The sequence below is a fragment of the Streptomyces sp. NPDC059201 genome, from assembly GCF_042754585.1.
Taxonomy (GTDB): Bacteria; Actinomycetota; Actinomycetes; order Streptomycetales; family Streptomycetaceae; genus Streptomyces.
In genome coordinates this window covers 608,882-634,250 of the sequence record NZ_JBHZBB010000001.1, presented here as the reverse complement: position 1 = coordinate 634,250, position 25,369 = coordinate 608,882, and the positions used below count along the sequence as shown (strand labels likewise).

The 25,369-nt window shown below is 72.6% G+C and carries 20 protein-coding genes and 1 pseudogene; 4 read left to right on the top strand and 17 right to left on the bottom strand.

Annotated elements, in window-relative coordinates; all coding sequences use genetic code 11:
* Nucleotides 1-4: 4 nt before the first annotated feature.
* Both ACFXMG_RS02855 and ACFXMG_RS02850 read left to right on the top strand, forming a co-directional pair.
* Nucleotides 5-1,924 (top strand): glycoside hydrolase family 36 protein, encoded by a 1,920-nt coding sequence (locus ACFXMG_RS02855; RefSeq protein WP_383816324.1) that lies wholly within the window; start codon nucleotides 5-7, stop codon nucleotides 1,922-1,924.
* Between the two features lie 58 nt (nucleotides 1,925-1,982).
* Complete coding sequence (locus ACFXMG_RS02850; RefSeq protein WP_383816321.1) at nucleotides 1,983-3,011, top strand: LacI family DNA-binding transcriptional regulator; 1,029 nt, start codon at nucleotides 1,983-1,985, stop codon at nucleotides 3,009-3,011.
* A 6-nt stretch (nucleotides 3,012-3,017) separates the two neighbouring features.
* On the opposite strand, the gene ACFXMG_RS02845 is transcribed toward ACFXMG_RS02850, so the two are convergent.
* The 13 genes from ACFXMG_RS02845 to ACFXMG_RS02785 all read right to left on the bottom strand — a co-directional run bounded on the left by ACFXMG_RS02845 (nucleotide 3,018) and on the right by ACFXMG_RS02785 (nucleotide 15,183).
* On the bottom strand, nucleotides 3,018-3,797 hold the full coding sequence (locus tag ACFXMG_RS02845) for a discoidin domain-containing protein (RefSeq protein ID WP_383816319.1): 780 nt from the start codon (nucleotides 3,795-3,797) through the stop codon (nucleotides 3,018-3,020).
* A gap of 707 nt (nucleotides 3,798-4,504) precedes the next feature.
* Nucleotides 4,505-5,056 carry a phage tail protein gene (locus ACFXMG_RS02840; protein WP_383816316.1) on the bottom strand — a complete coding sequence of 184 codons (552 nt, stop codon included), beginning with the start codon at nucleotides 5,054-5,056 and terminating at the stop codon, nucleotides 4,505-4,507.
* 5 nt (nucleotides 5,057-5,061) lie between these two features.
* Nucleotides 5,062-7,038, bottom strand: a complete 1,977-nt coding sequence (locus ACFXMG_RS02835; protein ID WP_383816313.1) for a putative baseplate assembly protein — start codon at nucleotides 7,036-7,038, stop codon at nucleotides 5,062-5,064.
* On the bottom strand, nucleotides 7,035-7,439 hold the full coding sequence (locus tag ACFXMG_RS02830; RefSeq protein WP_383816311.1) for a GPW/gp25 family protein: 405 nt from the start codon (nucleotides 7,437-7,439) through the stop codon (nucleotides 7,035-7,037). The genes ACFXMG_RS02835 and ACFXMG_RS02830 overlap by 4 nt, the downstream gene beginning before the upstream one ends.
* A 6-nt stretch (nucleotides 7,440-7,445) precedes the next feature.
* Entirely contained in the window at nucleotides 7,446-7,727 is a 282-nt protein-coding gene (locus ACFXMG_RS02825; RefSeq protein WP_383816308.1) for a PAAR domain-containing protein, read from the bottom strand.
* A gap of 17 nt (nucleotides 7,728-7,744) precedes the next feature.
* Nucleotides 7,745-9,586: a VgrG-related protein gene (locus ACFXMG_RS02820; protein WP_383816305.1), complete on the bottom strand. Its 1,842-nt coding sequence runs from the start codon at nucleotides 9,584-9,586 to the stop codon at nucleotides 7,745-7,747.
* On the bottom strand, nucleotides 9,586-10,395 hold the full coding sequence (locus ACFXMG_RS02815) for a LysM peptidoglycan-binding domain-containing protein (RefSeq protein WP_383816303.1): 810 nt from the start codon (nucleotides 10,393-10,395) through the stop codon (nucleotides 9,586-9,588). Before ACFXMG_RS02815 ends, ACFXMG_RS02820 begins: the two co-directional genes overlap by 1 nt.
* A 5-nt stretch (nucleotides 10,396-10,400) precedes the next feature.
* A complete protein-coding gene (locus ACFXMG_RS02810; protein WP_383450770.1) occupies nucleotides 10,401-10,841 on the bottom strand; it encodes a phage tail protein in 441 nt (146 codons plus the stop codon).
* Nucleotides 10,842-10,894: 53 nt separating this feature from the next.
* Nucleotides 10,895-12,550 carry a hypothetical protein gene (locus tag ACFXMG_RS02805; protein ID WP_383816300.1) on the bottom strand — a complete coding sequence of 552 codons (1,656 nt, stop codon included), beginning with the start codon at nucleotides 12,548-12,550 and terminating at the stop codon, nucleotides 10,895-10,897.
* Nucleotides 12,551-12,568: 18 nt separating this feature from the next.
* On the bottom strand, nucleotides 12,569-12,712 hold the full coding sequence (locus ACFXMG_RS02800; protein WP_319012562.1) for a DUF6760 family protein: 144 nt from the start codon (nucleotides 12,710-12,712) through the stop codon (nucleotides 12,569-12,571).
* Entirely contained in the window at nucleotides 12,712-13,152 is a 441-nt protein-coding gene (locus ACFXMG_RS02795) for a hypothetical protein (RefSeq protein WP_383816297.1), read from the bottom strand. Before ACFXMG_RS02795 ends, ACFXMG_RS02800 begins: the two co-directional genes overlap by 1 nt.
* Nucleotides 13,152-13,595: a phage tail protein gene (locus tag ACFXMG_RS02790; protein ID WP_360315393.1), complete on the bottom strand. Its 444-nt coding sequence runs from the start codon at nucleotides 13,593-13,595 to the stop codon at nucleotides 13,152-13,154. Before ACFXMG_RS02790 ends, ACFXMG_RS02795 begins: the two co-directional genes overlap by 1 nt.
* A 10-nt stretch (nucleotides 13,596-13,605) precedes the next feature.
* Nucleotides 13,606-15,183, bottom strand: coding sequence for a phage tail sheath family protein (locus ACFXMG_RS02785; RefSeq protein ID WP_383816293.1), 1,578 nt, complete (start codon nucleotides 15,181-15,183; stop codon nucleotides 13,606-13,608).
* Between the two features lie 236 nt (nucleotides 15,184-15,419).
* Here ACFXMG_RS02785 and ACFXMG_RS02780 point away from each other — a divergent pair, with 236 nt between their 5' ends.
* Together ACFXMG_RS02780 and ACFXMG_RS02775 are read left to right on the top strand one after the other, a co-directional pair.
* The gene (locus ACFXMG_RS02780) at nucleotides 15,420-19,055 is read left to right on the top strand and encodes a hypothetical protein (RefSeq protein WP_383816290.1); all 3,636 of its coding nucleotides are present in this window, start codon (nucleotides 15,420-15,422) and stop codon (nucleotides 19,053-19,055) included.
* 45 nt (nucleotides 19,056-19,100) lie between these two features.
* Nucleotides 19,101-19,799 carry a hypothetical protein gene (locus ACFXMG_RS02775; protein ID WP_383816287.1) on the top strand — a complete coding sequence of 233 codons (699 nt, stop codon included), beginning with the start codon at nucleotides 19,101-19,103 and terminating at the stop codon, nucleotides 19,797-19,799.
* 3 nt (nucleotides 19,800-19,802) lie between these two features.
* Here the strand turns inward: ACFXMG_RS02775 and ACFXMG_RS02770 are convergent, their stop codons facing one another.
* The 4 genes and pseudogenes from ACFXMG_RS02770 to ACFXMG_RS02755 form a co-directional block, all read right to left on the bottom strand.
* Nucleotides 19,803-21,767, bottom strand: coding sequence for an ATP-binding protein (locus tag ACFXMG_RS02770; RefSeq protein ID WP_383816419.1), 1,965 nt, complete (start codon nucleotides 21,765-21,767; stop codon nucleotides 19,803-19,805).
* A gap of 38 nt (nucleotides 21,768-21,805) precedes the next feature.
* Nucleotides 21,806-22,381 (bottom strand): annotated as a pseudogene (locus ACFXMG_RS02765) (DUF4255 domain-containing protein); the annotation flags it as partial.
* A gap of 7 nt (nucleotides 22,382-22,388) precedes the next feature.
* On the bottom strand, nucleotides 22,389-24,464 hold the full coding sequence (locus ACFXMG_RS02760; RefSeq protein ID WP_383816284.1) for an HYR domain-containing protein: 2,076 nt from the start codon (nucleotides 24,462-24,464) through the stop codon (nucleotides 22,389-22,391).
* A gap of 142 nt (nucleotides 24,465-24,606) precedes the next feature.
* On the bottom strand, nucleotides 24,607-25,236 hold the full coding sequence (locus tag ACFXMG_RS02755; protein WP_383816282.1) for a response regulator transcription factor: 630 nt from the start codon (nucleotides 25,234-25,236) through the stop codon (nucleotides 24,607-24,609).
* Nucleotides 25,237-25,369: the final 133 nt, after the last annotated feature.

The window sequence follows — 25,369 nt, the reverse complement described above, 5'->3', positions numbered from 1 at the left end:
CACCGTGACCACCGCCCCGCAGCAGCCGACACCGGACGATGAGCCGCAGCAGCCCGTACCCGCCTGGCGGCCGCACGCGCCCGCCGGTGACGGCACCTACGGGTCCGACGCCCGCGCCGCCGTCCACCGGCCGCTCGCCACCGGACTCTCCGACCCCGCCACCGGACAGCCGGTCACCGTCCACCTCACCGGGCTCGGCGGCGACCGCTGGGAGGCCGCCGTCACCCGCGTCGGCGACGGCGTGGCCCTGATCGAGGTCACCGCCGAGGAAGCGGTCACCCTCCGCGCCGAGTGGCGCGTCCCCTGCGTGGGCGCCACCGCCTACTGGACCCCCGACACCGACGCCTCCCGCTGGCTCCCGCCCTCCTGGACCGCGCCCCGCACCGTCTCGCTCGCCCTCGGCGCCCCCGTCGCGAGCCTCGTCGGCACCGGCGACCGCGCCCTGTGCACCGCCGCCGCCGGAGAGACGGCCGCGCCCGTACGCGTCGGGGCCGGGGTCGTGGAGGAGAGCGGCGACTTCGCCTTCACCTTCGAGCAGGACCTCGCCCCGGACGGACCGCCGCTGCGGCTCCGCGTCGACCTCAGCGGCCGGCACTTCGCCGCCACCCTGCGCGGCGTCACCGACTGGTGGGCCGAGGGCGTCGAGCACCCCGGCGTCGCCCCCGCGGCCCGGATGCCCGCCTACTCCACCTGGTACAGCCTCCACCAGAACGTCGACACCGCCACCGTCGAACGCCAGGCCGCCCTCGCCGCCGCCCTCGGCTGCGACAGCGTCATCGTCGACGACGGCTGGCAGACCGCCGACCGCGCACGCGGCTACGGCCACTGCGGCGACTGGGAACCCAACGCCACGGCCTTCCCCGACCTCGCGGCCCACGTCACCGAGGTCCACCGGCTCGGCCTCGCCTACCTCCTCTGGTACGCGGTCCCCTTCATCGGCCGCCACAACGACGCCTGGGACCGCTTCAAGGGGATGATCCTGCGCGAGGCGCCCCACCTCGACGCCGCCGTCCTCGACCCCCGCCACCCCGAGGTCCGCGCCCACCTCATCGACACGATCTCCCGCTCCGTCGAGGAGTGGGGCATGGACGGCGTGAAGCTCGACTTCATCGACCGCTTCGCCGTCACCGACCCGCCGCCCGCGCCCGCCGGCGCCGACCACACCACCGTCCACGGAGCCGTACGACGCCTGCTCGCCGACCTCGACGCCCGGCTGCGCCGCACCCGGCCCGACGTCATCGTCGAGCACCGCCAGCCGTACGTCGGCCCCGGACTCTGGCCCTACGCCACCATGGTCCGCGCCGTCGACTGCCCGCTCAGCCCCGCCGAGAACCGGCAGCGCACCGTCGACTGCCGGCTCACCGCCGGCCCCCTCGCCGTCCACGCAGACATGATCATGTGGCACCCCTCCGAGACCCCCGAGTCCGTCGCCGTCCACCTCGTCAACGCCCTCTTCTCGGTGCCCCAGATCTCCGTCGACCTCACCACCCAGACCCCCGGCCAGCTCGCCGCCCTCCGCTTCTGGCTCGGCGTCTTCCGCCGCTACGCCGACGTCCTCCAGCACGGCGCCCTCGAACCCACCCGCCCCGACCTCGGCTACCCCCTCATCAGCGCCCGGGACCGGCACACCACCGTCGTCGCCCGGTACGCACCCCTGCCCATCACCCTCCCCGAGCCGGACACCGAGCCGGACCTTGACCCCGACGCCGTCGCCGTCGCCGGCGGCCCGCGGTCCCTGCTCGTCGCCAACGCGGACGCCGACCCCGTCGTCCTCCTGATCGCCGCCCGACCGGAACGGGCCCTCGCCCGCGTCCAGGACTGCCGGGGTGAGATCCTGTCCGAGACCGAGCTCGACCTCGTCCCCGGAAGCAACCCGGTGACCGTGCCGACCGGCGGCCTGCTCACGCTGACCCGCGAGCGCTGAGCGAACGCGGGCCGCGGACGGCCGACACCGCCCGCGGCCCGCCGACCCCAGAGGAACGATGACCCCCCGACAGGTGACCATCGAGGACGTCGCCCGCACGGCGGGGGTCTCCCGCCAGACCGTCTCGAACGCGCTGAACGCACCCCACCGCCTGCGCGCGTCCACCCTCGACCGCGTCACCGCCGCCATCGAGGCCCTCGGCTACCAGCCCGACCAGTCCGCCCGCAGCCTGCGCACCGGCACCCGCAAGGTCATCGGCTATCCCGCGCCCGCCGACAACCCCGCCGACCCCAACCCCCTGATGGGCGGCTTCCTCCAGGCGCTGGTCAGCGCCGCCGACGCCGTCGGCCACCGCGTCCTGCTCTTCCGCTGCGACCCCCAGCAGGGCGCCGGCGCCGTCGCCAAGTCCTTCCACGGGCTGATCGCCGCCCGCCAGGTCGACGGCTTCATCCTCTCCGACGTCGTCCACGACGACCCCCGCGTCGACGTCCTCGCCGAGGCCGGCTTCCCCTTCGCCGCCTTCGGCCGCACCGCGCCCGGCCGCCCGCAGAACTGGGTGGACATCGACTCGGCCGCCGCCACCGCCGACCTCGTCGGCCTCCTGCTGGAGCAGGGCCACCGCCGGATCTGTTACGTGAACTCCGCCGCCTCCCTGCCCTGGCTGGCCGACCGCAGGGCGGGCCTCCTGGAGGCCGCGGCCGCCGCGCCCGACGGCGCCTTCGAGGTCGGCGTCCCCGACGACGACCCGGTCGCCCTCACCCGCGCGCTCCAGCGGCTCCTCGCCGGACCGGACCGGCCCACCGCCCTGGTGTGCGCCAGCGACTGGCTGGCCCTCACCGCCTACCAGGCCGTCCGCGCGGCCGGTCTCGCCGTCGGCACCGACGTCGCCGTCACCGGCTTCAACGACCTGCCGCTGTGCACCTTCCTCCAGCCCACCCTCACCAGCGTCCGCCTCCCCCTGCCCTCCATCGCCCGCGCCCTCGTCGACCGCCTGATCACCGCCGTCGAGGACCGCGCCGCCGCCCCGCCGCAGGGCCTGCTGCTCCCGGCGGAGCGGGTCGTCCGGGGCAGCACACCGGGACGGTAGGGCGCGTCAGCCCCGGTGGCCGAAGAACTCGACCTCGGCCACCGCCAGATGGCGGCCGCGCGCGGAGCCGTACGCGGTCTCGGGCGTGACGCGGATCCGGGTCACACCCGAGCCGCGCAGGTCGAAGGTCTGCTGACCCGGCTGGTCCTTCAAGGTGATCCGCCGCGTCGAGACGTCCCCGTCCGCCGAGACGACCTCCACCACGATCCGCGCGGGCCTGGCCTGCGTCAGGAACTCGTCCTTCTTCGCCGAGGTGCCCGCGAACACCACCAGCTTCGTCACCCGCACCCCCGGGGCCCCGAAGTCCGCTTCCAGGGTGGCGCCGGCCTTGGCGACGGCCCAGTAGCGGTTGGTGAACCCGTCGAAGGCGGCGGTCGCCGGATGGCCCTTCAGGGCCCCGGAGGCCCGTACCGCCGAGGGCGGCAGCGACTCGGGCGGGCTGGTCTCCTCCCGGGCCAGACCGAGCAGGCGCCCGGCGTGCGGCAGACCGAACCAGACACCGCAGGCGAGGAGGACGAGCACGAGCGGCAGCACCACCCGCGGCCTGCGCCACGCCCGGCGTGGCCGGGTCCCGGCGAGCGGAGCCTGCCGCCCCTCACGGCGCAGCAGCCGCCGCCACCACGGCGGCGGCGCGACGGGCCCCGGCCCCGGCGCGAGCGGCAGCGCACACCGCACGCAGAGCGTGCGCTCGACATCGTTCCCGGTCCCGCAGCCGGGGCACCGGACGGTCGCGACGGAAGGCGCGCCGGTCTCCGCGGGCGGCACCTCGGGCGCCGGCCCGGGCACCGGCGCCTCGGTCTCCGCCCCGGGCCGCCGGAGTCCGGCCGCGGCCACCGGGGGCGCGGGCGGCGTCCGCGGAGGGACCGGCGGCGGTACGGGCACAGGTGCAGGTGGCGCTGTGGGCCTCGGTACGGGCGCTGCCACGGCCGGCGATACGGGTGTCGGCACCGCCCGCGCGACGGGAGCCGCCCCCGACGCATCCCCCTGCCGGGCCCGCCGCGCTCCGGCCCCCGCACCACTGCCCCGCCCAGGGCCAGCCCCAGCCCCAGACTCCGCGCCAGCGCCAGTCCCGGCGCCGGCCCCCAGCCTAGGTGCAGACCCCGGCCTAGGCGGAGACCCAGCGCCAGTCCCCGCGCCAGCCCCAGACCCCGCGCCAGCCCCAGTTCCGGCGTCAGGCCCCGGCCTGGGCGCGGACCCAGCGCCAGTCCCACGCCCATACGCAGCCCCAGCGCCAGGCGCAGACCCCGCCGCAGCCCCAGTCCCGGCGCCAGGCCCCGGCCTAGGCGCAGTCCCAGCGCCAGCCCCAGGCCCATGCGCAGGCGCGGCGCCAGCCCCAGCCTCAGCGCCAGCGCCACCCCCAGCCTCAGCGCCAGCGCCACCCCCAGCCCCCGACCCCGCCCCCGCCCCCTCCTCCCCGTCCCAGTCCAGAAAGGCTCCGCACGAGGCGCAGAACGGGGTTCCCGGGGTGTTGCGGAGGGCGCAGGTCGGGCAGGTCATGGGGTACCCCCGGGCAGCAGTTCCAGCGTGAAGCCGACGTGGGCCGGGATCTCGGCCGTGACGAGTTCCTCCAGGCGTGCCCGGTTGACCCGGCCAGGGTCCGGCACGCCGAGCCGGATCGTCACCCATGGGCGCGCGGTGCCCGGCAGGGGGGTGCCCGGGGTGGACGACCAGACCGTGCCGCCGCTCTCGGCGATCTCGACGCGCGCCCCGCCCGTCTCCAGGCGCAGCGCCTCCGCGAGGCCGTGGAGCGTTCCGCGCGTGCGGTGGCGGTCGACCGCGCCGAGGACGGCGGCGCGGCGGCGCTCGGGCGGGCTGTCGTCGTGGGGTTCGACGGCGACCCAGCCGGCCAGCCAGTCGAGGAGGTCGTCGGGCGCGGTGCGCGGGTCCAGGTGCGCGGGCAGGTTGTCCAGGCTCAGCAGCACCGGTGCCAGGACCTCGTCGAGCGCGGCCAGGAAGCGGGTCAGGAAGCCGTGCTCCAGGTAGACGGCGGGCAGCAGGTCGATCAGCGGGTGCGGGCTCGGCAGCCCGGGGACGTCGGTGCGCACGGCGGTCAGACCTCCCGGACCCGCAGCTGGTGCTCGTACGAGAAGACGAGGGCGTGCCGGTCGAGGGGGATGCGCCCGTCGGGCACCTCGGTGCGCTGTCCGGTGACCGGGTCGGCCCGGTAGAGCCGTACGTCGTCGACGAGGTCGACGCCCGGGACCCGCTGGAGCACCGCGTACGCCTCGCCGGTCTGGACCGGGCGACCGAAGGGCCAGCCGGTGCCGGCGGGGCCGCCGGTGAGCGCGTTGAAGTAGCCGTCGAGGGCGGCGAGGGCCTCCTCCCGTACGCGCTCCGCCGCCGCGCCCCGGCTCGCCTGCACGGTCGCGACGAAGGTGACGCCCTGGTAGTACGGGGGTTCCACGACCACCCGCGCGCCGATGGGGCGGCGGGCGTCCAGGTACTCGGCGATCCGCGCGAGGGTGCGCGGCGGGGGGATCAGCTCGTCGAAGGCGATCCGGCCGCGTGCGTCACCGCGCCCGGACGGCACGATGAGCAGCCGTACCCCGGCCTCGGCGTCCTCGGGGACGCAGTGCACGCGGGCCGCGTCCGGGGCCACCTCGCGGGCGAGGAGTTCGTAGTCGCGCGGGACGACGGCCCGTTGCAGCGTCCGCAGGGTGAGCGGGCCGCGTACCCGCGCGCTGTCGACCGTCTCGCCGTCGACGCCGCCCAGCGCCCGGCGGCGGTTCTCCACGCGCGCCACGAACGGCACCGTGCCGCGCAGCACGCGCAGGGTGGAGCGGGCCACGTTTCCGCGCACCCCGCCGCCGGTGCGGTAGGCGCGGACCCGTACGGTCGCCCCCTTGTCCGGCACGGCGCCGAAGTTCCTTACGGAGCCGTCCTGTTCGCGGACGGCGGGGCCGAACTCGACGCGGCCGGTGCCCTCGTCGAGGGTGAAGTGGCGGTCGGCGGGCCCGGAGTGGGCGAAGTCGTCGACCCGGGTCCAGGGCGCTTCGGGTCCGTCGGCGTCCTCGGGCGCGATCACCTCCAGGGCGAACTCCCCGGGCACCACGGGAGGTCGGGCGACCGTGAAGGACTGCCCCGCCACTCCCTCGGCCGCGCCGAGCACCTCGTCCGTGATCCGCTCCGCGTGCTCGGCGGGCACGGTCGCGCCGATGGTGAAGGCCGTGATCCCGCGCACCACGGGAGGCGCCACGTACGTCGGCTGGTCGGGCGCCGCCGCCACGAGCCGGCAGCGCAGCCAGCCGGCGGTGCGCCGGACGATGCTCAGGGCGGTGTGCGTCGGGGGCAGGTGGAGGATCAGCTCGCCGGACCGGTTGAAGCCGCCGGTGTCGTCCTTCTCCACCTCGCAGGCCGTCCAGCGGCGCCCGTCCCACGCCTCCCACAGCAGCGGCGGCCGCAGCGGGTCGACGCCCACGCCCTGCACGTCGCAGTCGAGGCGCAGCACCACGACCCCGGCGGGCACGGCCGCCGACAGGCCCACGTAGAGGGCGTCGCCGGGGGTGGGCGCGGGGGAGAAGCAGGGGACGTCGCGGCGCAGCTCCAGCTCCTCGGTGCGGTCGACGGCGGCCGCGTCCGCCCCGGCCCCGGAGGCGGCTCCCGCCGCGGGCAGCGTGGCCAGCGCCGCGTACGCGCACGGCACGATCGTCAGGTCCCGGGTGGTGCCGAAGACGACGGCCGGCTCGGTCTCGGTGCGGACCGTCGCCACCTCCGTACCGGCCCGGACGAACACCGGCTCCCGCTGCGGCGCCGACAGCCGGAACGTGACGTCGGTGCCGGCGGCGGTCGGCGGGTGGAGCCGTACCCCGATGAGGTCCAGGAAGGTCAGATAGCTCTTCTCCGGCACCCGGTTCACCCGGTAGACGAGGTGGTCGACCATGGTGGCGAACGCCTCGATGAGGGTGACGCCCGGGTCGGACACGTTGTGGTCGGTCCACTCCGGGCAGCGCCGCTGCACCAGCCGTTTGGCCTCGTCCACCAGGCTCTGGAAGTGCCGGTCGTCCAGGTTCGGGCTCGGCAGGGTCATGCGCGGTCCTCTTCCGGGATCACATAGAACGGGAACACCAGGTTGCGGGGGTCGTTGGCGCCGCGCAGCGTGTAGCCGATGTCGATGTACAGCACGCCGCTGTCGACCTCGTCGAAGCGGACCGCGACCTCCGTCACCTCGACCCGGGGCTCCCACCGCTCCAGCGCGAGCCGTACCTCGTAGGCGAGTTGACCGGCCGTCCCCGCGTCGGCCGGAGCGAAGACGTAGTCGTTGATGGCGCAGCCGAACTCGGGCCGCATCGGCCGCTCCCCGGGCGAGGTCGCGAGGATGAGCCGGATCGACTCCTCCAGCTCGCGCTCGCCCCGGACGAGCGCGATCGACCCGGTCGCGTCCGTGCGCGGCGGGAAGGCCCAGCCCGCGCCGACGAACTCCTGGCCCATGGTCCCTCAGCCTCCGATCAGCACGGACGGGCAGCCCGACACGATCGCCGAGCCGCACGCGGACAGGTCGCCGACCCGGGCGGCCGGACGGCCCCCGATCAGGACCGTGGTGGAGCCGGGCGGCGCGAGCGCCGACGGCGGGTGGGCCGCCGGTGACGCGCACTGGTGCGCGGTGCCGACGGTGGCCGCCGGCTGCCCGCCGATGAGGACCGACGACACCCCGGAGGGGCCGATCACCCCCGGATGCGCGGTCGGATCACCGACCCGCGCTGCGGCTGCCTGTGCCATGTCTCCCCCCGTACCCGTCAGTTGATCTTCACGAGGGGGGCGCTGACCGACAGCGTGGAGCCGCCCTTCAGCTCCGTCCGCTGGGTGCCGTCCACGGTGACCGTCGCCCCCTGGACGTCGACCGTGCCCCCGGTCGCCAGCCTGACCGCCCCCTGCCCGCCGTCCACCTTCACTCCCTGACGCGCCGTCACCGACACGCTGTCACCGCTCAGTTCGAGAGCACCCCGCTCGGCCGCGACGCTCACCCCGCCCGAGGCCGTGATCGACACCTTCTCCTTCGCGGTGATCCGCACCGCCCCGTCGCTGCCGATCGTGACCGCCGTCCCCGACTGGTCGAGATCGATCGTCAGCTTCCCGTCGCCGGTGCGCAGCCGCACACCCTGTGCCCCGCCCGCCGTGTCGAGCAGTTCGAGCTTGTGCCCGCCCTTGGACGCGAAGGCCCGCCGGTCGACCGCCCCCGACGTCGGGTCCACCGCGCCGCCCCCGGACGGCCGGTCCTGGCCGTTGTACAGCCCGCCCAGGACGTACGGCCGGTCCAGCCGCCCGAGTTCGAAGCCGACCACCACCTCGTCCCCCACCTCAGGGATGTACGGCTCCCCGCCCCCGGTGCCGGCCGCCTGCGCGGTCCGCGCCCAGTCGCTCGCGTACTCGTCCGACAGCCACGGGAACGTCACCTTCACCCGGCCCGACCCCTCCGGGTCCTGAGTGTCCGTCACGGTCGCGTTGACGAGCCCGCCCGACCGGGGCCCCTCGGCCGGCGCCCCGCCCGTGAGCCCGAGCAGCGAGCGCTCCTGCTGCCCCGACACCGTGATCCACGTCTCGTACCCGCGCAGCGCGTCGAAGACGTGCCGCGAGGACGTGACCGTGTACCGGCCCTCGAAGGGCGCGCCGACCGCGTTGAGCGCCACCGCCGTGCCCGCCCGCACCTCCGGATTCCCCCGGATCACCGCCTCCAGCTCCGCGAACGAGCCCGCGATCCGCTCGGCCAGCGCCTTCGCCGCCCGGTCCACCCGCTCCTGCGTGCCGTAGCCCCCGTCCGTCACCACGTGCCGCGCCTCGCCGAGCGGCTCCGTCACCTGCGCCGCCGTCACCCCGAGCGCCAGCGTCGACGAGGAGCCCGCCGGAGCCCGGCCCACCAGCGCCCGCTTGCCCCGCACGTCCCAGCCCCGCACCTCCACCTCGGAGACCTGCTCGGCGGCCGACACCGACGCCCGGCAGCGCAGCAGGTTCGCCCCCCGCTCCAGGACCAGCGGATCCCGGTCCGCCCGCGCCGACGCGTCCGGCGCCCCGCCCGCCTCCGCCGGCTTCACCACGTGCAGCATCCCGTCCCGCACGTACGCCTGCGCCCCCGCCTCCTCGGCCAGCCCGCGCACGAACGCCCAGTCGCTCACGTTCGCCTGCGCCACGTGGTCGAGCACCGGACCGGCCACGTCCACCGTGCCCGGCTTGAGACCGGCCCGCTGGGCGACCTGGCCGACGATGTCGGAGAGCGTCATGTTCTGGTACGCCGCCACCCGCGCCCCGCGCAGCAGCTTGTACGTCTCGTCGAGCCCGCGCACCACCGTGTACGTGCCCGACTCGTCCAGCTCCAGCTCCAGCGCCGTCACCACCCCGCTCAGCAGCGGCCGCGGCTCCGTGCCGCCCCCGCTCCGCGCGAGCAGCGCGATCTCCGTGCCGACCGCGATCCCGCCCTGCGCGAGCAGCGCCCGGTCCGGGTCGCGGAACCGCAGCAGGAACAGGTCCGGCAGCGTACGGCTGTCGTCGACGTACCCCTCGACCAGGGTGTTCATCAGCCGTGCGGGCAGCGGACGCCCGCCGACCTCCACGACGAGGGCCGAGGCGACCCCGGGCGCCGCCATCAGGGCCCCCGCCGGACCGGGGCGGCACCGGACGAGGCGTCCTCGCGCAGCCGCCCCAGCTCGTCCGGCGCGGGCAGCAGCAGGCGCGTACCGGGCACGAGCCGCAGCGGGTCGTCGATGCCGTTGGCCTCCGCGATCACCCGCCACGCCGCCGGATCGCCGTACTCGCGCTGCGCGAGGGACGGCAGCGAGTCGCCGGCCGCCACCCGGTGCGTACGGCGGGCGGTCAGCGCCCCCGACGTCGGGTTCTGCCCGGGCGTCTCGCCGCTGATCTCCTCCATCGTCACCAGGCAGACCGCCCGGATCGGCACCCCCGAGGTCGTGAACAGCGTGTACTTCGCCTGCACTTGACTCACGTACCCGGGAAATCCGGTCAGCCCGCCCCAGTGGAACACCACCCACGGCGGCGACGACCGCTGCTGCTGCCGGGACTCGCTCGTCGGCACACAGCACGCGAACAGCTGCTCCACCGAGGTCACCACGCGCGTGTCCTGGGTGTCGCCCGCGTCGAAGAACATCTCCACCGTCAGCTTGCTCGGCTGCGGACCCTGGTACTCCGGAGGCCCGGCGCTCTTCGCGCCCTTCGCGGGCGTGCGCTTCCAGGCGGCGGCCTTGGTGAGGCTCAACTCCTTGGGATTGAACTGGAAGTCGATCCGCCCGCACGGCGCCCCGGGCGTCAGCCCGCCGCCCGACGGCGGCGTCCGCAGCTCCAGATACGCGTGCTCCAGCTTCGGCCGCGCGGAGCCGCCCTTCGCGGCGGACGCGACACCGGACGCGCCGGCCGCGCTGAAGGCGATGGGGGCGCTCATCCCGCTCAGCCCTCCATCACATAGCCGTGGTGGGCGATCTCGATCGTCTCGATCGCCACCTTCGGCGACTCGGGCGTGAACGAGGGCCCCGTCCACCGCACCGGCACCACTTCGAGCAGCCCCCACTGCGCGACCTTGCGCCCGTCCCCGGTCCGCGCCTCGATGTGGGCGGTCTTGCGCGTGAACCCGGTCGTCATGCTCGCGAACCAGCGCGCCACCTTCTCGGTCTCCCGGGTGAGCGGGCGCGAGAGCTTGACGTTCGAGTACTTGAGGCGTGTCGGCAGCTGCCAGACATGCCCGTTGTTGCCGCCCTCCTCGCGGGTCTCCAGGACGACCTCGCAGCCCAGCCCCTCACAGGTGTTGAAGGACCCGAGCTCGATGTCGTCGATCGTGACGACGAAGCAGACGCTGACGGCGGGTTCGTCGCTCTGCGCGGCGGTGGCCATGGGTCGCTCCTTCCGTTCGCGTGTCTGGGGGTGGTGCGGTGGCCGTGCCCCGGTCAGAACCGGGTCTCGATGAGCCGCCCGGCCCGCTCACGCTCCAGCCGCAACTCGGCCTTGAGGAGCCGGGCCAGCGGCGGGTAGAGGGCACGGACGAACTCGTCGGTGACGGGGGGAGAGCCGGGGGAGGGGGCGGCGGACGTGGGTGTGGAGATGGCTGCCGTGGTGGGGTCCGTGCCCGTGGGGCCGTCGGTTACGGGGTCGGATTCCGGTTCCGGTGCGACCGCCGGAGGGTCGTCGGGCGGTGGCGGCGGAGGCTCCTCGACGGCCACCTCGCGCTGGACGAAGGGAGTCGGCGGAAGCACGCGCTGCACGGGCGGCGGCTGCGGCGCGAACACCACACTGCCGTCGGCCATGCGCTGCGCGATGCCGGCGGCGACGGCGACGTCACCCGCGTTGCGGGGGGCTTGGACGGGGGCGGGAGTGGGGCGGCGCTCGGCGGGGCGCGCGGCGGGGCGCGCGGTCGTTCGCTGGACGGGGGTGGGGATGGTCGGGGTGGTGGGTACGTGGGTGTGGTTGCGCTGTACGGCGGGGGTCTCCCACCGGACAGGGGCGGCGACCGGTTCGGGGGACGGGCCGATGGCCGGGGGAGCGGCGTCCGGGGTCACGGTACGCAGCACCAGGGGGCGGTCGGCGAGCAGCGGGGCCACCGGGTCGGGGTCGGGGGTGGGGGCCGGTGCCGGGCCTGGGGCGAGGCTTGGGGATTCCGGCTGTACGGGGGCGGGCGCGGCGGCCGGAAGGGGAACGGGACCGGGACCCGGACCGGGGGCCTCGCGCTGGGCGGTCGGCGGGAGGGCCGGGAGCGGCGCGCCGAGGCCAGGGGCGCGACGGGGCGCCGGAGAAGCGGAGGGCGCCGGCGGCAGGGACCGCTGGACAGGGGGAACGCTCGCGGGGTGAGTGGGGATCTCGGTGACGGGCCCGGGGCTTGTGTCGGGTTCCGGCAGGTCCAGCAGTGGCTGCTCGCCGACCAGGGGGCGTACGGAAGGCTCGGCTGCGGCCTCGACGGTTCCGGGCTCTCCGGCTTCGGCAGCCCCTCCGGGCTCGACGGCGGCGGGCCCCTCGGCCGCCGGAGCCGGGAGCTCGACGGGTCCGACGTTCCTCGCGGTGTCCGAAGTGCCCGAGCTGGGCGGGACAGCCGAGATCCCTGGTGTTCCTGAGGTCTCAGAGGGGGCCACCGTCCGCTGGACCCCCGCGTTCACCACCGGCCCCGCCGCCTCCGGCTCCGACGGAAAGGCCACGCGCGTAGGCTCAGGCGCCCCGGCCGTCCGCTGTACGGGCGGCCTCAGGGGCTCGCCCCCCGGAGCCGCCCCCAGCGTCGGTGCGCGCCGGCCACCGTCCCGTACAGGAAAGTCCACCACCGAGCGCTGGACGGGCGTCGTCACGCCCTGGATGAGCCCGCTCGGGGCCTCCGCGCTGACCAGGTGGCCCAGCGGGGTGGTCAGGGCGGTCGGCTGCCGGGTGGGGAGCCCGCGCTCGAAGGCCGAGGGGTCGGTGATGAGGGTCGGGGCGCCCAAGGTCCTCTGGATGGCCGGGAGTTCGACGACGTCGAACCGATCCTCACGTGACGCGGGCACGGGTGCGGGCGTGTCCGCCGGGCGGTCCGTACCCCGCCCGCCACCGCCACCGCCTCCGCGCAGCCAGGACAGCAGTCCCATGGTTCCCGTCCCTCCCCGTCATCCTCCGCCGAGGCGGGCCACTTGGGCGACGAACCTCTGACGTTCCGCGTGCTCCAGGTCGAGGAGCTGATCCAGTGGCCAGTGGAAGTGGTAGGCGAGGTACGCGACCTCCTCGTACAGCTGGTCGGCCGCGTACGTCACTATTCCCCCAGGCGGCCACCGGCGAGGTCCACCGCGAACTCCTCCTGGCACGACGGGCAGGTGACGGCGGCGCGGGTGTGCCCCTCCGCGTTGACGCGCCGGTAGAAGTCCTGGAGGAAGGCGAGGTCGGAGGCGAAAAGGTCCTCGATGATCCCGGGATGGATGTCGTCGACCGCGCCGATCCTCGTGACGACGCGAGAGATGAGCACCACCGACAGGTACGCGGAGTTCTCCCGGACCCGGTCGTCCCGCAGCGGCACCAGTTCGTCGCGGGCGGTCGCGAGCCGCATGACGCCGTCGCGGTGGACGGTGCCGTGCTCGTCGACGTACCCGCGGGGGAGCCGGAACGGGAACTCGGTCCGCAGCCCGGCTCCCGCCCCGTCGTCAGGTCCCGCGTGGCCGGCGTGGGACGGCGCCGCCGCCGCCGTCGTACGCCGCATCAGTCGACGTCCATGCTCTCGTAGGTGATCACGAGCTTCTCCGTCAGGACGGAGGTGTCGCCGGCCTTGAGCGCGCCGATCTCCAGCGACTTGGGCCAGGCGTTGATCAGCTTGTAGCGCTTGATGGGGAGGCCCTCGTAGTCGTAGACGATGATCGCGCCGTTGCGGCGCGCGTCGCCCATGCGGCCGAAGCGCGAGTCCTTGATCCACCGCTCGAAGCTGTTGTCCTCGGTGAGGCCGCGGGAGACCGTGACCTCGCCCGCCTTGGGGCGGCCGGGCAGCTTCTTGATGGCGTACTTGCCGTCCGCGGTGTTCTGCTTGAGCTCGATGACGTCCTGTTCCATCTTCAGACCGCTGACCTCGGTGATCTGCCGGATGATGACGCTGTCGAACTCCAGGCCGAAGGAATGCCCGACGGAACTGTCGAGATCGGGAAGGGGCACGAGGGACTCCTCACTCGTCGACGGCACCGGTGCCGCTGGTCAGCTGGGACAGGCGGAAGACCACGAACTCGGCCGGCCGGACCGGCGCGACGCCGATCTCGCAGACCACGTGGCCCGAGTCGACGCTCTCCGGAGGGTTCGTCTCGCGGTCGCACTTCACGTAGTACGCCTCGTCGGGAGTCAGCCCGAACAGGGCACCCTTGCGCCACTCGTTGACGAGGAAGGCGCCGACGGTGCGGCGGATCCGGGCCCACAGGGCGTCGTCGTTCGGCTCGAACACCACCCACTGGGTGCCGGCGAGGATCGACTCCTCCAGGTAGTTGAAGAGCCGCCGCACGTTGAGGTAGCGCCACGCCGGGTCGGAGGAGAGGGTGCGCGCGCCCCAGATCCGGATGCCCCGGCCGGGGAACGCGCGGATGCAGTTGACGCCGATGGGGTTGAGCCGGTCGTGCTCGCCCTTGGTCAGCTGCGTCTGGAGGGCGACGGCGCCCCGGACGACCTCGTTGGCCGGGGCCTTGTGCACCCCGCGCTGGTCGTCGTTGCGGGCCCAGACGCCGGCGACGTGACCGCTCGGCGGGACCGGGGAGACCCGGCCGGTGGACGGGTCGGCGACGTTGATCCAGGGGTAGTAGAGCGTCGCGTACTTGGAGTCGTACCCGGCGCGCTCGGAGCGCCAGCCCGCGACCTCCTGGGGGCTGAGTCCGGGCGGCGGGTCGAGCACCGCGACCCGGTCGCCCATCAGCTCGCAGTGCGTGATGAGCGCCTGCTGGACGGCGAGCACCCCGTCGAGGTCGGTCAGCCCGCGCTCGTACGCGCTCATCAGGTCCGGCACGGCGACGGTGGTGATGTCCTCGACCGCCTCCAGGCCGCCGATCCCGGAGCGGCGGTCCGCGTCGCCCACGTACACCTCGGGCGTGAAGGGCGCGCCGGATCCGGCGGGGACGGGCAGGGCGGGGGCGAGTGTGACCGTCTGCGGCTCGGGGCGGACGGGCGCGGCGCCGGTGCCGGGCTCGGTGATCTCGATGAGCGCGGAGGCGGCGTTGACGCGGGTGGCGACGTTCTCCTTGCTCCGCTTGGTGGTGACGGAGGGGTACGTCTCGACGGCCTTGCCGTTCTGGCTGACGATCAGCCGGAAGGCGTCGGACGGCGGGTCGTCGCCCTCGACGTCCGCGACCTCGACGGTGATCGTGCCGGTGACGCCGAGCCGGGCGACGACGGAGTACGCGCCGAGGGCGGTGGGGCCGGGGGCCGCGTCCACGGCGGGGCCGGCGCCCTCGGGAGCGGTGGTGCCGTCGGGGGTTGCGGTGCCGTCGGGAGTGGTGGTGCCGTCGTCGACGCGTACGACGTAGCAGGTCCCGCCCCCGTTGGCGAAGAAGCCGTACACCGAGGCGGCGAGGTACGTCCCCTCGACGAAGTCGCCGAAGCGGCTCACGAACTGGCTCCAGTTCGTGATCAGCGTCGGCTCGTCGAAGGGCCCCTTCCGGGCGAAGCCGACGAAGGCGGCGACGGAGGTGCCCACTCCCTCGATCGGGCGGGAGCCGGACTGGACCTCTTCGACGTAGACGCCCGGGGACAGGTACGACGGCATACGGTGCTCGCTCTCCTCTACGTCACTCCTCGACCGGGGAACCGCTCCCGCTGAACCGGGCCATTCTCACCACCGCGCCGATCACCCGGAACGGATGATCGGCCGCCCACCTGGGCAGCGTGAACTGCCCGAAGGTGCAAGGGAGTCGGCGTCGTACGGGTCCCCCCGCGCCCTCCGTACGGCCCCGGCCCCGCGGGCAGCCTGGCCGTGCGGCCACGGCTACCGGGAGGGCACGGATGAAGGAGGTCCCGGAGAAGAAGCCGACGCCCGACCGTCCGGCCGGCGACCGTCCGACCGGCCCGGCCTCACCCTCCGCCTCCCGCGCGGGCGGACTCTCGCCGCACAGCGTGCAGCGCCTCCAGGGGGCGGCCGGTAACGCGGCGGTGGCGCGGCTGGTGGCTCAGCGTTACACGGCTCCGGTGAAGACGCCCGCGAGTGCGGCGCCGGGTTTCCGGCGGGTGGGTGCGGATGTGGTGGCGAAGAAGCGGACGATGGCCGCGCACGCGCCTGCGGCGGCGGAGTCGCGGTCGGCGCAGGACGCGGCGGTGGCGCCTCCGGACGACAAGGAGGCGCAGGGCAAGGCGGCGAACGCGGAGAAGATGAACGCGGCGAAGCCGGGGGAGTTCGACAAGGCGGCGTTCGTCGCGGCGGTCGACAAGGCGATCGAGGCGCAGGCGCCGAAGAACCTCGACGAGGCCGACAAGTTCTCCAAGTCCGGCAAGGCGGACAAGGTGAAGGACGAGGTCGACGGGAAGGTCACCGACGGCAAGAACACCTCGGCGAAGGACATCGAGACGGCGACGAAGGCCCCGCCGGACACGTCGGCGGCGAAGGACAAGCCGGTCACCCCTCTCGATCCGGACCGCCCGCCCGGCAACCCGGGCGCCCCTGCCGCGAAGGACGCGATCCCGCAGAAGCAGCCGCCGGCGGTGACGGACTTCTCGCAGGGCCCCGCGGAGAACGACAAGGCGATGGCCGACGCCGAGGTGACGGAGGAGCAGCTCGCCAAGGGCAACGAGCCGGAGTTCAACGACGCGCTGAAGGCGAAGAAGACCGCGGAGACGGACTCCGCGAAGGCCCCGGGCAAGGCGCACACCGCCGAGGACCGGCAACTGTCGGCGGCGAAGGCGGGCGCGGCGGCGGCCGGCGCGCAGGCCATGAACACGCTGACGGCGACGAGGGCGGCGTCGGGCAAGGCGGTCGACGGCGGCAAGGGCGAGACGAAGTCGAAGGACGAACAGAAGCGCGCCGAGGTCACGGCGCGTCTTCAGAAGGTCTTCGACGCGACGAAGAAGGACGTGGAGGCGACGCTGGCGGGCCTCGACACGAAGGTCGACGCGGCGTTCACGTCGGGTGAGAAGGCGGCGCGGGACGCGTTCACGGCCGACCACAAGGCCCGCATGAAGAAGTACAAGGACAAGCGCTACAGCGGCTTTTGGGGCAAGGGCAGGTGGCTGAAGGACAAGTTCGCGGGCCTGCCGAAGGAGGCGAACGACCTCTACCAGGAGTCACGCAAGCTGTATGTGGCCCGCATGCGCACGGTCATCTCGCAGGTGGCGGACATGATCGGCGTGGAACTGGGCCGCGCGAAGACCCGCATCGCGCAGGGCCGGACGGACCTGAAGGCGGAGGTCGACAAACTCCCCGCCGACCTGAAGGCGTTCGGCGAGGAGGCGCAGAAGGACTTCGAAGGCAAATTCGAAGACCTGGAAGCCACCGTCGACGAGAAGTCGGAACAGCTGGTCCAGGACCTCGCCAACAAGTACACGGCCGCCCTGAACGCCGTGGACGAGGAGATCAAGAAACTCCAGGAGGCCAACAAGGGCCTCATCGACAAGGCGAAAGACGCGATAGCCGGCGTCATCAAAACCATCAACGACCTGAAGAACCTCCTCCTCGGCATCCTGGCAAAAGCAGCCTCCGCCATCATGAAGATCATCAAGGACCCCATCGGCTTCCTGGGCAACCTGGTGAAGGCGGTAGGCGCCGGTCTCAACCTCTTCCTCACCAACATAGGCACCCACCTGAAAACGGGCCTGGTCTCCTGGCTCCTGGGCACAGCGACAAAGGCCGGCCTGGAACTCCCCCCACGCTTCGACCTACGCGGCATCATCCAACTCATCGCCTCCCTCCTGGGCCTGACCTGGGACAACATCCGCACCCGCATCACCCGCAAGGGCGTCCCCGACGAAGCGATGACAGCGGTCGAGTCGACGGTCCCGGTGGCCCAGTCCCTGGCGAAAGAGGGCCCGGCGGGAGCGGTCAAGGAGATCCAGGCAGAAGCAGGCGACCTCAAATCGACGATCCTGTCGAAACTGACGGAATACCTGATCCCCACTGTCATCATCGCCGGCATCACCTGGATCCTCTCCCTCCTCAACCCCGCCTCCGCCTTCATCCGCGCGGTCAAGGGCATCATCGACATCGTCACCTTCGTCGTGACCCAAGGCGCCCAGATAGCCGACTTCGTCAACGCCGTCCTGGACGCAGTCATCCACATAGCCAACGGCGGCGCAGCCGGCGTCCCCAAAATGGTCGAAACAGCCCTAGCCGCCAGCATCCCCCTCCTCATCGGCTTCCTCGCCTCCCTCCTCGGCATAGGCAGCCTCGCCAACAAGGTGAAATCGGTCTTCCAAGCGGTCTCAAAACCCGTCAACCGAGCCATAGACAAGATCGTCGACTTCATAGCCAAGAAGGGCAAAACCCTCTGGCAGAAGCTGAAGGATAAGTCTCGTCCCAAGAAGGAGGGGCAGGAGGACATTAAGGGGAACGCGAGCAAAGCTGCCACGTCGTTCCCGCTTCCCCGAAAGGGGTTCCGATCGCTCGATAAGGAGAGCCACAAGGTTCAGTTCGATGCGAAGAGTCCAGGTGCCAGGCTGATGGTCCACAGCAGCCCGCAAGACATCGAGAAGTACCTGACGGGCTGGGAGACCGAACTGGAGACCGCTGCCGACCCTGGCGGTGCTTCCCGCGCGGCGCTGAACGATGCCGGTCGACAGAAACAAGAAGTCAAGAAGCGGCACGATGCCTTCCAGGCCCTGCCCGCGGGGGCTAGCGCCAGTCAAAAGGCATATGACGATCTCCTCGCCGCCCTTGCGCAGCTCGCGCAGCTCCTTGCGAACCGACCGGGTGCTACGCCCCCGTTGCCCCCGCCGGTGCTCCCTCCGATGGTGTCGGGCGTCCTCGCGAGTCCGTTCAAGGCGAGCTACATCGACCAGGGCATCAAGAAGGGGACCGAGGCGAACTCGTACGACGGTGCGACGCTGAACGGCTGGGCCATAGCCAGGACATACAACTACCCGGCGCGGGGCCACCCAGACAGCAACGCCTGGGTCAAGATGCACCTGTTGCCCGCCTTCCTCGGCGGAGATGCGGTCGACTCGAACCTGGTTCCGGCACGAGGATTCGTCAACAATCCGATGTTCTACAGCGGTATCGAGAACCCTGCCAGGAAGTCGCTCCACAAGGCTGTGTCGGATCCGGCATACGAGCGAATGGTCTGGTACCGAGTAGGTGTCAACTACTTCTCAGGGCACCCGGGATTTCCAGAAGAGATCGAGGTCGAGTGGGGTGGATACGATCACTCGAACGGCACGTGGACCGAACGTGCTCCTCGCGGTGGCGGCGGATCATTCTCGGATCGGCAGGACCCGCCAGAGCCTCTTAGTAATGATGTGTTGCGCGTAAATGCGCGAGGGGTGAAGTACAGTGTTTTCGATTCCCTCGGAATATCTCGAACGGATGCGGAAAGGGTCAAGGCGGAGTCGAAGAAGAGAGAGTTTGTCGACTTCGCTGACCTCGTCGGGAGATTTCCGCACCTCGCGCCGCAGTTCACCGCTGCTGCCACGGCGGGTCGCCTCAGGATCGACTGACCTTCGCTTGCAGAAGAGATCAGATGAGCGTAACGAGGAGGAGACGTGGAAACCGACTACGAGCGCCAACTCCGAGAGATGGTGGAGCAGGTACAGGCGTGTGAGGCCCTGCGCGTCGACACCCATGATCGCGGGCCGCTGGCGGCCTACATGGAGAGTGTCGAGGACGCCTTTGACATCGTGCGGGCCGTGGAGAGGACCCCGCTGCCCCTTGCTTTGACTCAGAATTTCCACCGACACTCCGGCTTCGTGTTCGCCTGGCGAGCCCTGGAGCCCTGCCAAGCGATCGCCGGGGAATTTCACCTGAGGCACTTCGCTGAGGCGGTGCTCCTCGGCGCTGCCAAGAAGCCGGTCTCCGCGACGGCATCCGAGGAAGAGCGGCTGATTCATGGGCTAAGAATCTTCGAGACCCATCCCATCGGCGGAACAGGCACGTACACCGCCATGCGACTCGTTCCCGACCAGGCTCCCCCTGAGCTCTGGTACGTCGATCTCAGACAGGGACCTACCCGGCTCCACCTCGACTACGGTGAATATCTCGACACAATGCTGCGCGCCAAGGGCCTATATGACTGGCAGTACCTGTTCTCGGATCCGGATCCGGACAACTACGGCCTGCGCGTCTCGCTGCCCTACTTGAGTGAGGGACTCGACTTCCTCATCAGAGAGTTTCCCGATGACGACCTGGCGGATCTCCGGGCTAGGCTGGAGGAGCTCATGAGTGTGCTGGGCGAGGACACGTAACCTTCAGATCAATAGTTCCGCGTACGACCCGAATTCCGAGGCCAAAGTCAGCCGCCCCAGTTTCTGGTACTCGCGCTGTACCGCGTGGATCAGCATCGGCATCGTCAGGGGGCCGGCTGCCTCCGCCGCCAGGTACGCCGCCGTTACTGCGATCGAGCGGATGTTGCCGCCTGACAGTTCGAAGGCTTCCGCGCAGAAGGGCAGGTCCAGGTCCGTGGCGCGGGGGAGGTTCGGGCCTAGGGTTCGGTCCCAGAGGAGGTGGCGTTGGGGGGCGTCTGGGACTGGGAAGTCGATGATGAGGTCTAGGCGGCGGGTGAAGGCGTCGTCCAGGTTGGCTCGGAGGTTGGTGGCCAGGATGGCTAGGCCGTCGAAGGATTCCATGCGTTGCAACAAGTACGCGGACTCTACGTTGGCGTAGCGGTCGTGGGCGTCTTTCACGTCCGAGCGTTTGCCGAAGACGGCGTCCGCCTCGTCGAAGAGGAGGACGCCGTTGACGCCTGCCGCTTCCGTGAAGATGCGTTCCATGTTCTTTTCCGTCTCGCCTACGTATTTGTCTATGACTGTCGCCAGGTCGACCGTGTAGAGGTCCAGGCCGAGGTCCGCCGCGATGACCTCCGCCGACATCGTCTTTCCCGTGCCCGAGTCTCCGGCGAACAGGGCCGCCACGCCTCGGCCCCTGCCTCCTCCCGGGCGCATCGACCACGTGCCCAGGACGTGGTCGCGGTGGCGGGCCCTGGCCGTCAGCTCGCGGAGTTGGGTCTCCGTGTCCGGGGGGAGGACCAGGTCTCGCCAGCCGACCGTGGGTTCTATGCGGCGGGCCAGGCGGTCCAAGCCTGCCGCGTTCTGGGCGCGGGCTCCCTGGCGGATGTGGTCGGGCGTGACCTCGGTCGATTCCAGTCGGGCCTTCTGCGTCGCCGCCCTCGCCGAGCGCACGATCTGCTCCGGCGTGAGGAGGAAGGGGGACAGGAGGTCCCGCACCGGGAGGTCCACCTCCTGGCCCGCGTTCTCCCGCCACAGGTCCGCCCGCGCCTCCGGGCCCACCCTCGGCGCCCTCACCAGCAGCGGCGGGGCCGTCGACCACGCCGCGTCCCAGGGGAGGCGGCCCACCAGGGCCACCGGTACCGGCAGGTCCGTCACCGCGCGCAGCAGGCCCGGGCGCTCCCTCGCCACCGCGTCGACGGGCGCGCACACCAGGCCCGCGCCCGTCAGGCGCGCCTCGCGGAGGAGGCAGCGGACCGCTTCCGCCGGTGCCGGGTCCTCGGCCAGGCGGGACAGGTCCACGCCCAGGACCGCGTGGCCCGCCGCGTCCAGGGCCGACGCCGCCAGGGCCGTACCGGCACCGCCCTGGTCCTCCTGGAGGTAGACCAGGCCGGCTTCGTCCGAGGACAGGAAGCGGGCCAGCGGCGCCGGGTCGCCCACGCCTCGCACCGGCTCCCACGGGGCTCGTACGTCGGCCAGCCGCGCGTCCGGGGTGTCGTCGCCCAGCAGGTACGCGGTCACCCGGTCCGGGACGCGTAACGCACGGCCCAGGAAGGGGCCCTCCCGGTCCTCCACCAGCAGCAGGCCGCCCGCCCGCAGGGGCGCGCGCTCGCCGAGGCGCGCTCTCGCCTCCCGGTCCGCGTGCGGCATCCCGCACAGGCCCAGGGCCAGGCCGGCCGACGGCCTCCGGCGCGTCACGTCGTCGTTGAGGTAGCCGTAGAAGGACTCGAAGCGGTCGTCCAGGTCCGGCAGCAGCGCGATCAGCAGGATGTCCACGTCGAGGGCGGAGAGGCCGAAGTCCGCCACCAGCGACCCCAGTCGGGATTCCGCAGGCACCTGCGGAAGGGGGTCCGGCCGGGGGAAGACGCGCGGCGCCTCCAGCAGCCGCTCCACCGCCTCCTCCGTCAGGTACAGGCCCCGGAACGCGTCGTCCGGGTCCGGGTCCACCGCTCTCCGGGCCTCCACCGCGCGGCGGATCCGGAGCTCCATCTCACGGGCCCTGGCGAGGAGTTCGGCGGTCACCTGGTGGGCCCCTCGCCGAAGCGGACGTCCAGCCGCTCCTCGCTGACCGGCGGACCGACCGCGTACCTCGGCGAGGCCGTCACCGGCACGCTCACCACCAGGTCCAGGGACGGCTTCAGCTCGCCTCCCAGGGCGCTCCACACGTCAGCGAACGACCGGTCCTCCGGCGGCGGCAGCGCGATCGACAGCGGCACCGCCGCGCCGATCTCCGCGAGCGTGCCCGTGAGCCGCGCCGGCGGGAGCGCCTCGTACCGCAGCAGGCAGGCCAACAGGGAGGACAGCAGGCGGTGTTCGTCCTCCGGGCGCTTCGTCCACGCCGTGATCAGGTACGACAGTTTGAAGTAGCGCGGCGGGCGGCGGCGGGCGACGACCACGCCGCGCTCGTCGTACTCGTTGTGCAGACCGCGCTCGCGGCGGCGCATGTCCTCGCGGATGTCGTACAGGTACAGGTTCACCATCGGGGCGTTGACCTTCGCCGCCCACTCGCGCGTGGGCGCGTCGAAGACCACGGCCACCTGTCCGCCCTCCAGGACCTCCGCGCGGATGAGGGAGCGCAGGACGTCGTCGACCTCGTGGATCAACGGATCCTCACCCCCGGCCCGCGAAGTCCGGCGGCTGGAGCGCGTGTTGCACCACCAGTACGGGCTCCTCCAGGCGTTCGAGGCGCGCGACCTCCGCGCGCAGCAGGCGCGGTCCGATCTGGTCCTTGCGGAGCACGAGGACCTGGGTCTCGAAGCGGCCGTCGCGGGCCACCGTGAGGGGGGTGGTGTCGGCGGTCAGGCCGGTGGACCAGGTGAGCCGGACGCGTGCGCCGGGCGGGAAGTCCGTGCCGCGTACGGTCACGGGCTCGCCCGGCCTGAGCACCAGGGGGGAGACTTCCAGGCGGGGCTGGATCACCCGCAGCGGCGCCGTGGCGGTGTTGTCCGCGGGCTCGGGGTCGGAGAGACGGCCGTGTACGGTCGCCCGGACCGTGCCGGACGCGGCCTCGGCGTAGGTGGCCGTCTGGGTCACCACGATCCGGCCGCCGGGCGGGATGGAGCAGGGCGCGGCGGCCGTGCACCGGCTGGTACGGGAGAGGGCGCGGCCCGCTCCGGCGGGCCACGCGGCGTCGACGGTGACGTTCCGCGCCGTGTCCGGGCCGGCGTTGGTGAGGGTGTAGCGGGCGGCCACCGCCCGTCCCGTGTAGGTGCGTTCGGGGGAGAGGGACAGGGACACGGCCAGGTCCGCGAGCGGCGGCACGGGCGGGGGCGGGTCGCCGCCGGGCGGCGGTGTGACCGGCGGCAGCACGCGGAACTCCGCTGTGTCCGAGGCCGTGTTGCCCGCCGAGTCGGTGGCCGTGCAGGTCACGGTGGTGGTGCCCACGGGGAAGACGGATCCCGACGCGGGGGTGCATGTCGGCGTCAGAGGACCGTCGTTGGCGTCCTCGGCGGTCGCGGTGAACGCGATCGGGGCGCCTTCGAGGCCGCCCGCGCGGGCGGTGCGGTCGTCGACCGTGACGACGGGGGCGGACACGTCGTTGACCGTGATCGAGATCTGCTGTTCGTAGGCCGGATCGACGGCGGCCGCCCCGATCGCCGCCGTGTCCGGTGCCTGGGTGCCGAGCAGGAACTCCACGGTGCAGCTGAGGGTGGCGCCCTGCGGGGCGTCCGGCGCGACCGTGATCGTCTCGGCGAAGTCGGCGGTCTCGCCGCTGACGACGTCACGCGTGGGCGGGTCGAGGGTCACGGTGAGCGCGGGGTCGCAGTCCCTCAGGCGGTGGCCGACCCGGGTGGGCAGATTGCCGAGGCCCTCGACGATGGCCTCGGCGACCCGGTCGGGGTTGATGCCGCTGAGCTTGCGGCCGCCCGTCGCCTCGATGATGCGGGTGGCCTGGCCGGGGGTGGTGCGCGGCACCTCGATCTGGTCCTCGATGCCCGCGTAGCCGGTGCCGTCCAGTCCGTCGCCGACCGGGGTCTCCACGTCGACGCCGAGGACGCGGGCGTTCTTGTCCTGGAGGGCGAAGATCGTGTCCTCGATGTAATGCCCGTTGCTGGGGTTGTGGCTGGAGGCGTCGCTGACGAGGACGATCACCGGGCTGGAGTTCTCCCGGAAGACCGTCTTGCCGCCGGCGCCGTTCGCGATCTGCCAGAGGCCGTTGATCCAGTCCTCCGAGGGGCCCATGCTGCCGTTGCCCCGGCCGATTCCCAGCGCGTCGACCCCCTCGCGCAACCGGACGTCGTCCTGGGTGAGTTCGGCCGTGACGTCGAACCCCGCGCCCGGATCGACCTGCTGGTCACCGAAGGTCGTCACCGCGAACCGGGCGTCGGGCTGGTTGGACCGCACCTTGGTGATGATGTCCGACAGCCCGGCCCGTACGTCGGTGACCACCGGCTCCATGCTCCGCGTCCCGTCCACCAGCAGCACCACCTCCGGCATCGGCGGCACCACCGGAGTCGTCACCCGCTTGTCCACGCCGATCGAGGCGCCGGGATCCAGCGCCTGCGACACGCTCGCCGGAGTCACCGGCTCCACCGGCACGGGCACCGCCGAGGCGGACGTCGACGCCGGTACGGCCCCGGCGGCGAGCAGCAGCAGGGCGAGCGAGGCCCGGGCGGACGTGCGGCGACCGGGCCGGCGGGGCGCCGACGGCTCCGTACGCCCGGACGACGACTGGAACCAGCGCACGGCACAACCCCCTCGGCCTCACGTCCCTCGACGGCCCGAGGATGCCGTATCCGGACCTCGTCGTCTGCGTGCTGCAAGTCACCTTCAAGGGAAGGGAGTTCTGCCTCTACGGGCAACCGGGAGAACCCCACCCGTCCTTGGCTCAGATCAGCCCCTGCCGCATCGCGTACGCCACTGCGTGCGAGCGGTTGCGCAGTTGGAGCCGGGTGATGACCGCGTGCAGCACGTTCTTGATGGTGCGCTCGGAGTACGAGAGCTTCGCGGCGATGTCCGCCGTGTCGTAGCCCTCCGCCACCAGGCGCAGCACGTCCACCTCGCGCGCGGCGAGCCCCGTGAAGTGCAGCCCGCGCGGGCCGAGGACCTGGCCCTGGAGCCGGCCGACCTCCTCCAGGAGGCGTCCCACCAGGTCGGAGGGGAGGTGTCCGGCGCCCTTGGCGACCGTGCCGATGACGTGCACCAGGTGTTCCGGTGTCGCCTCGGCGCGCCGGATCACCCCGGCGACCCCGCACTCCGCCGCGCTCACCAGCTTCTGTTCGTCGATGTCCGTCGTCACCAGGACCGGGCGCGAGGTGCTGGTGCGCCTGATGTGCCGCAGCTGCCGCAGCACGTCCTCGTCGACGGTGTCCACCACGAGCACGACGACCTCGGGCGCCGGGTCGGCGGTCTCGCTCCATTCCGTCACGTTGATCTCGGGGCGCGTGCGTAACTGACTCGTCACCCCGGCCTGCGAGATCGGATCCTGCGCGCGCAGCGCGACAGCCGTACGTTCCATGTCAAGCTCCCCCCCCGGGCTGGCAGAGGCCGACGCGGGTGACGCATGGGCCCCGTGGAAACCGTCTGCAACGTCAACAACGCCATTCTCTTTGGTAGTTCGGCGGACGGGAGATTCCCTGACTGACCGTCAT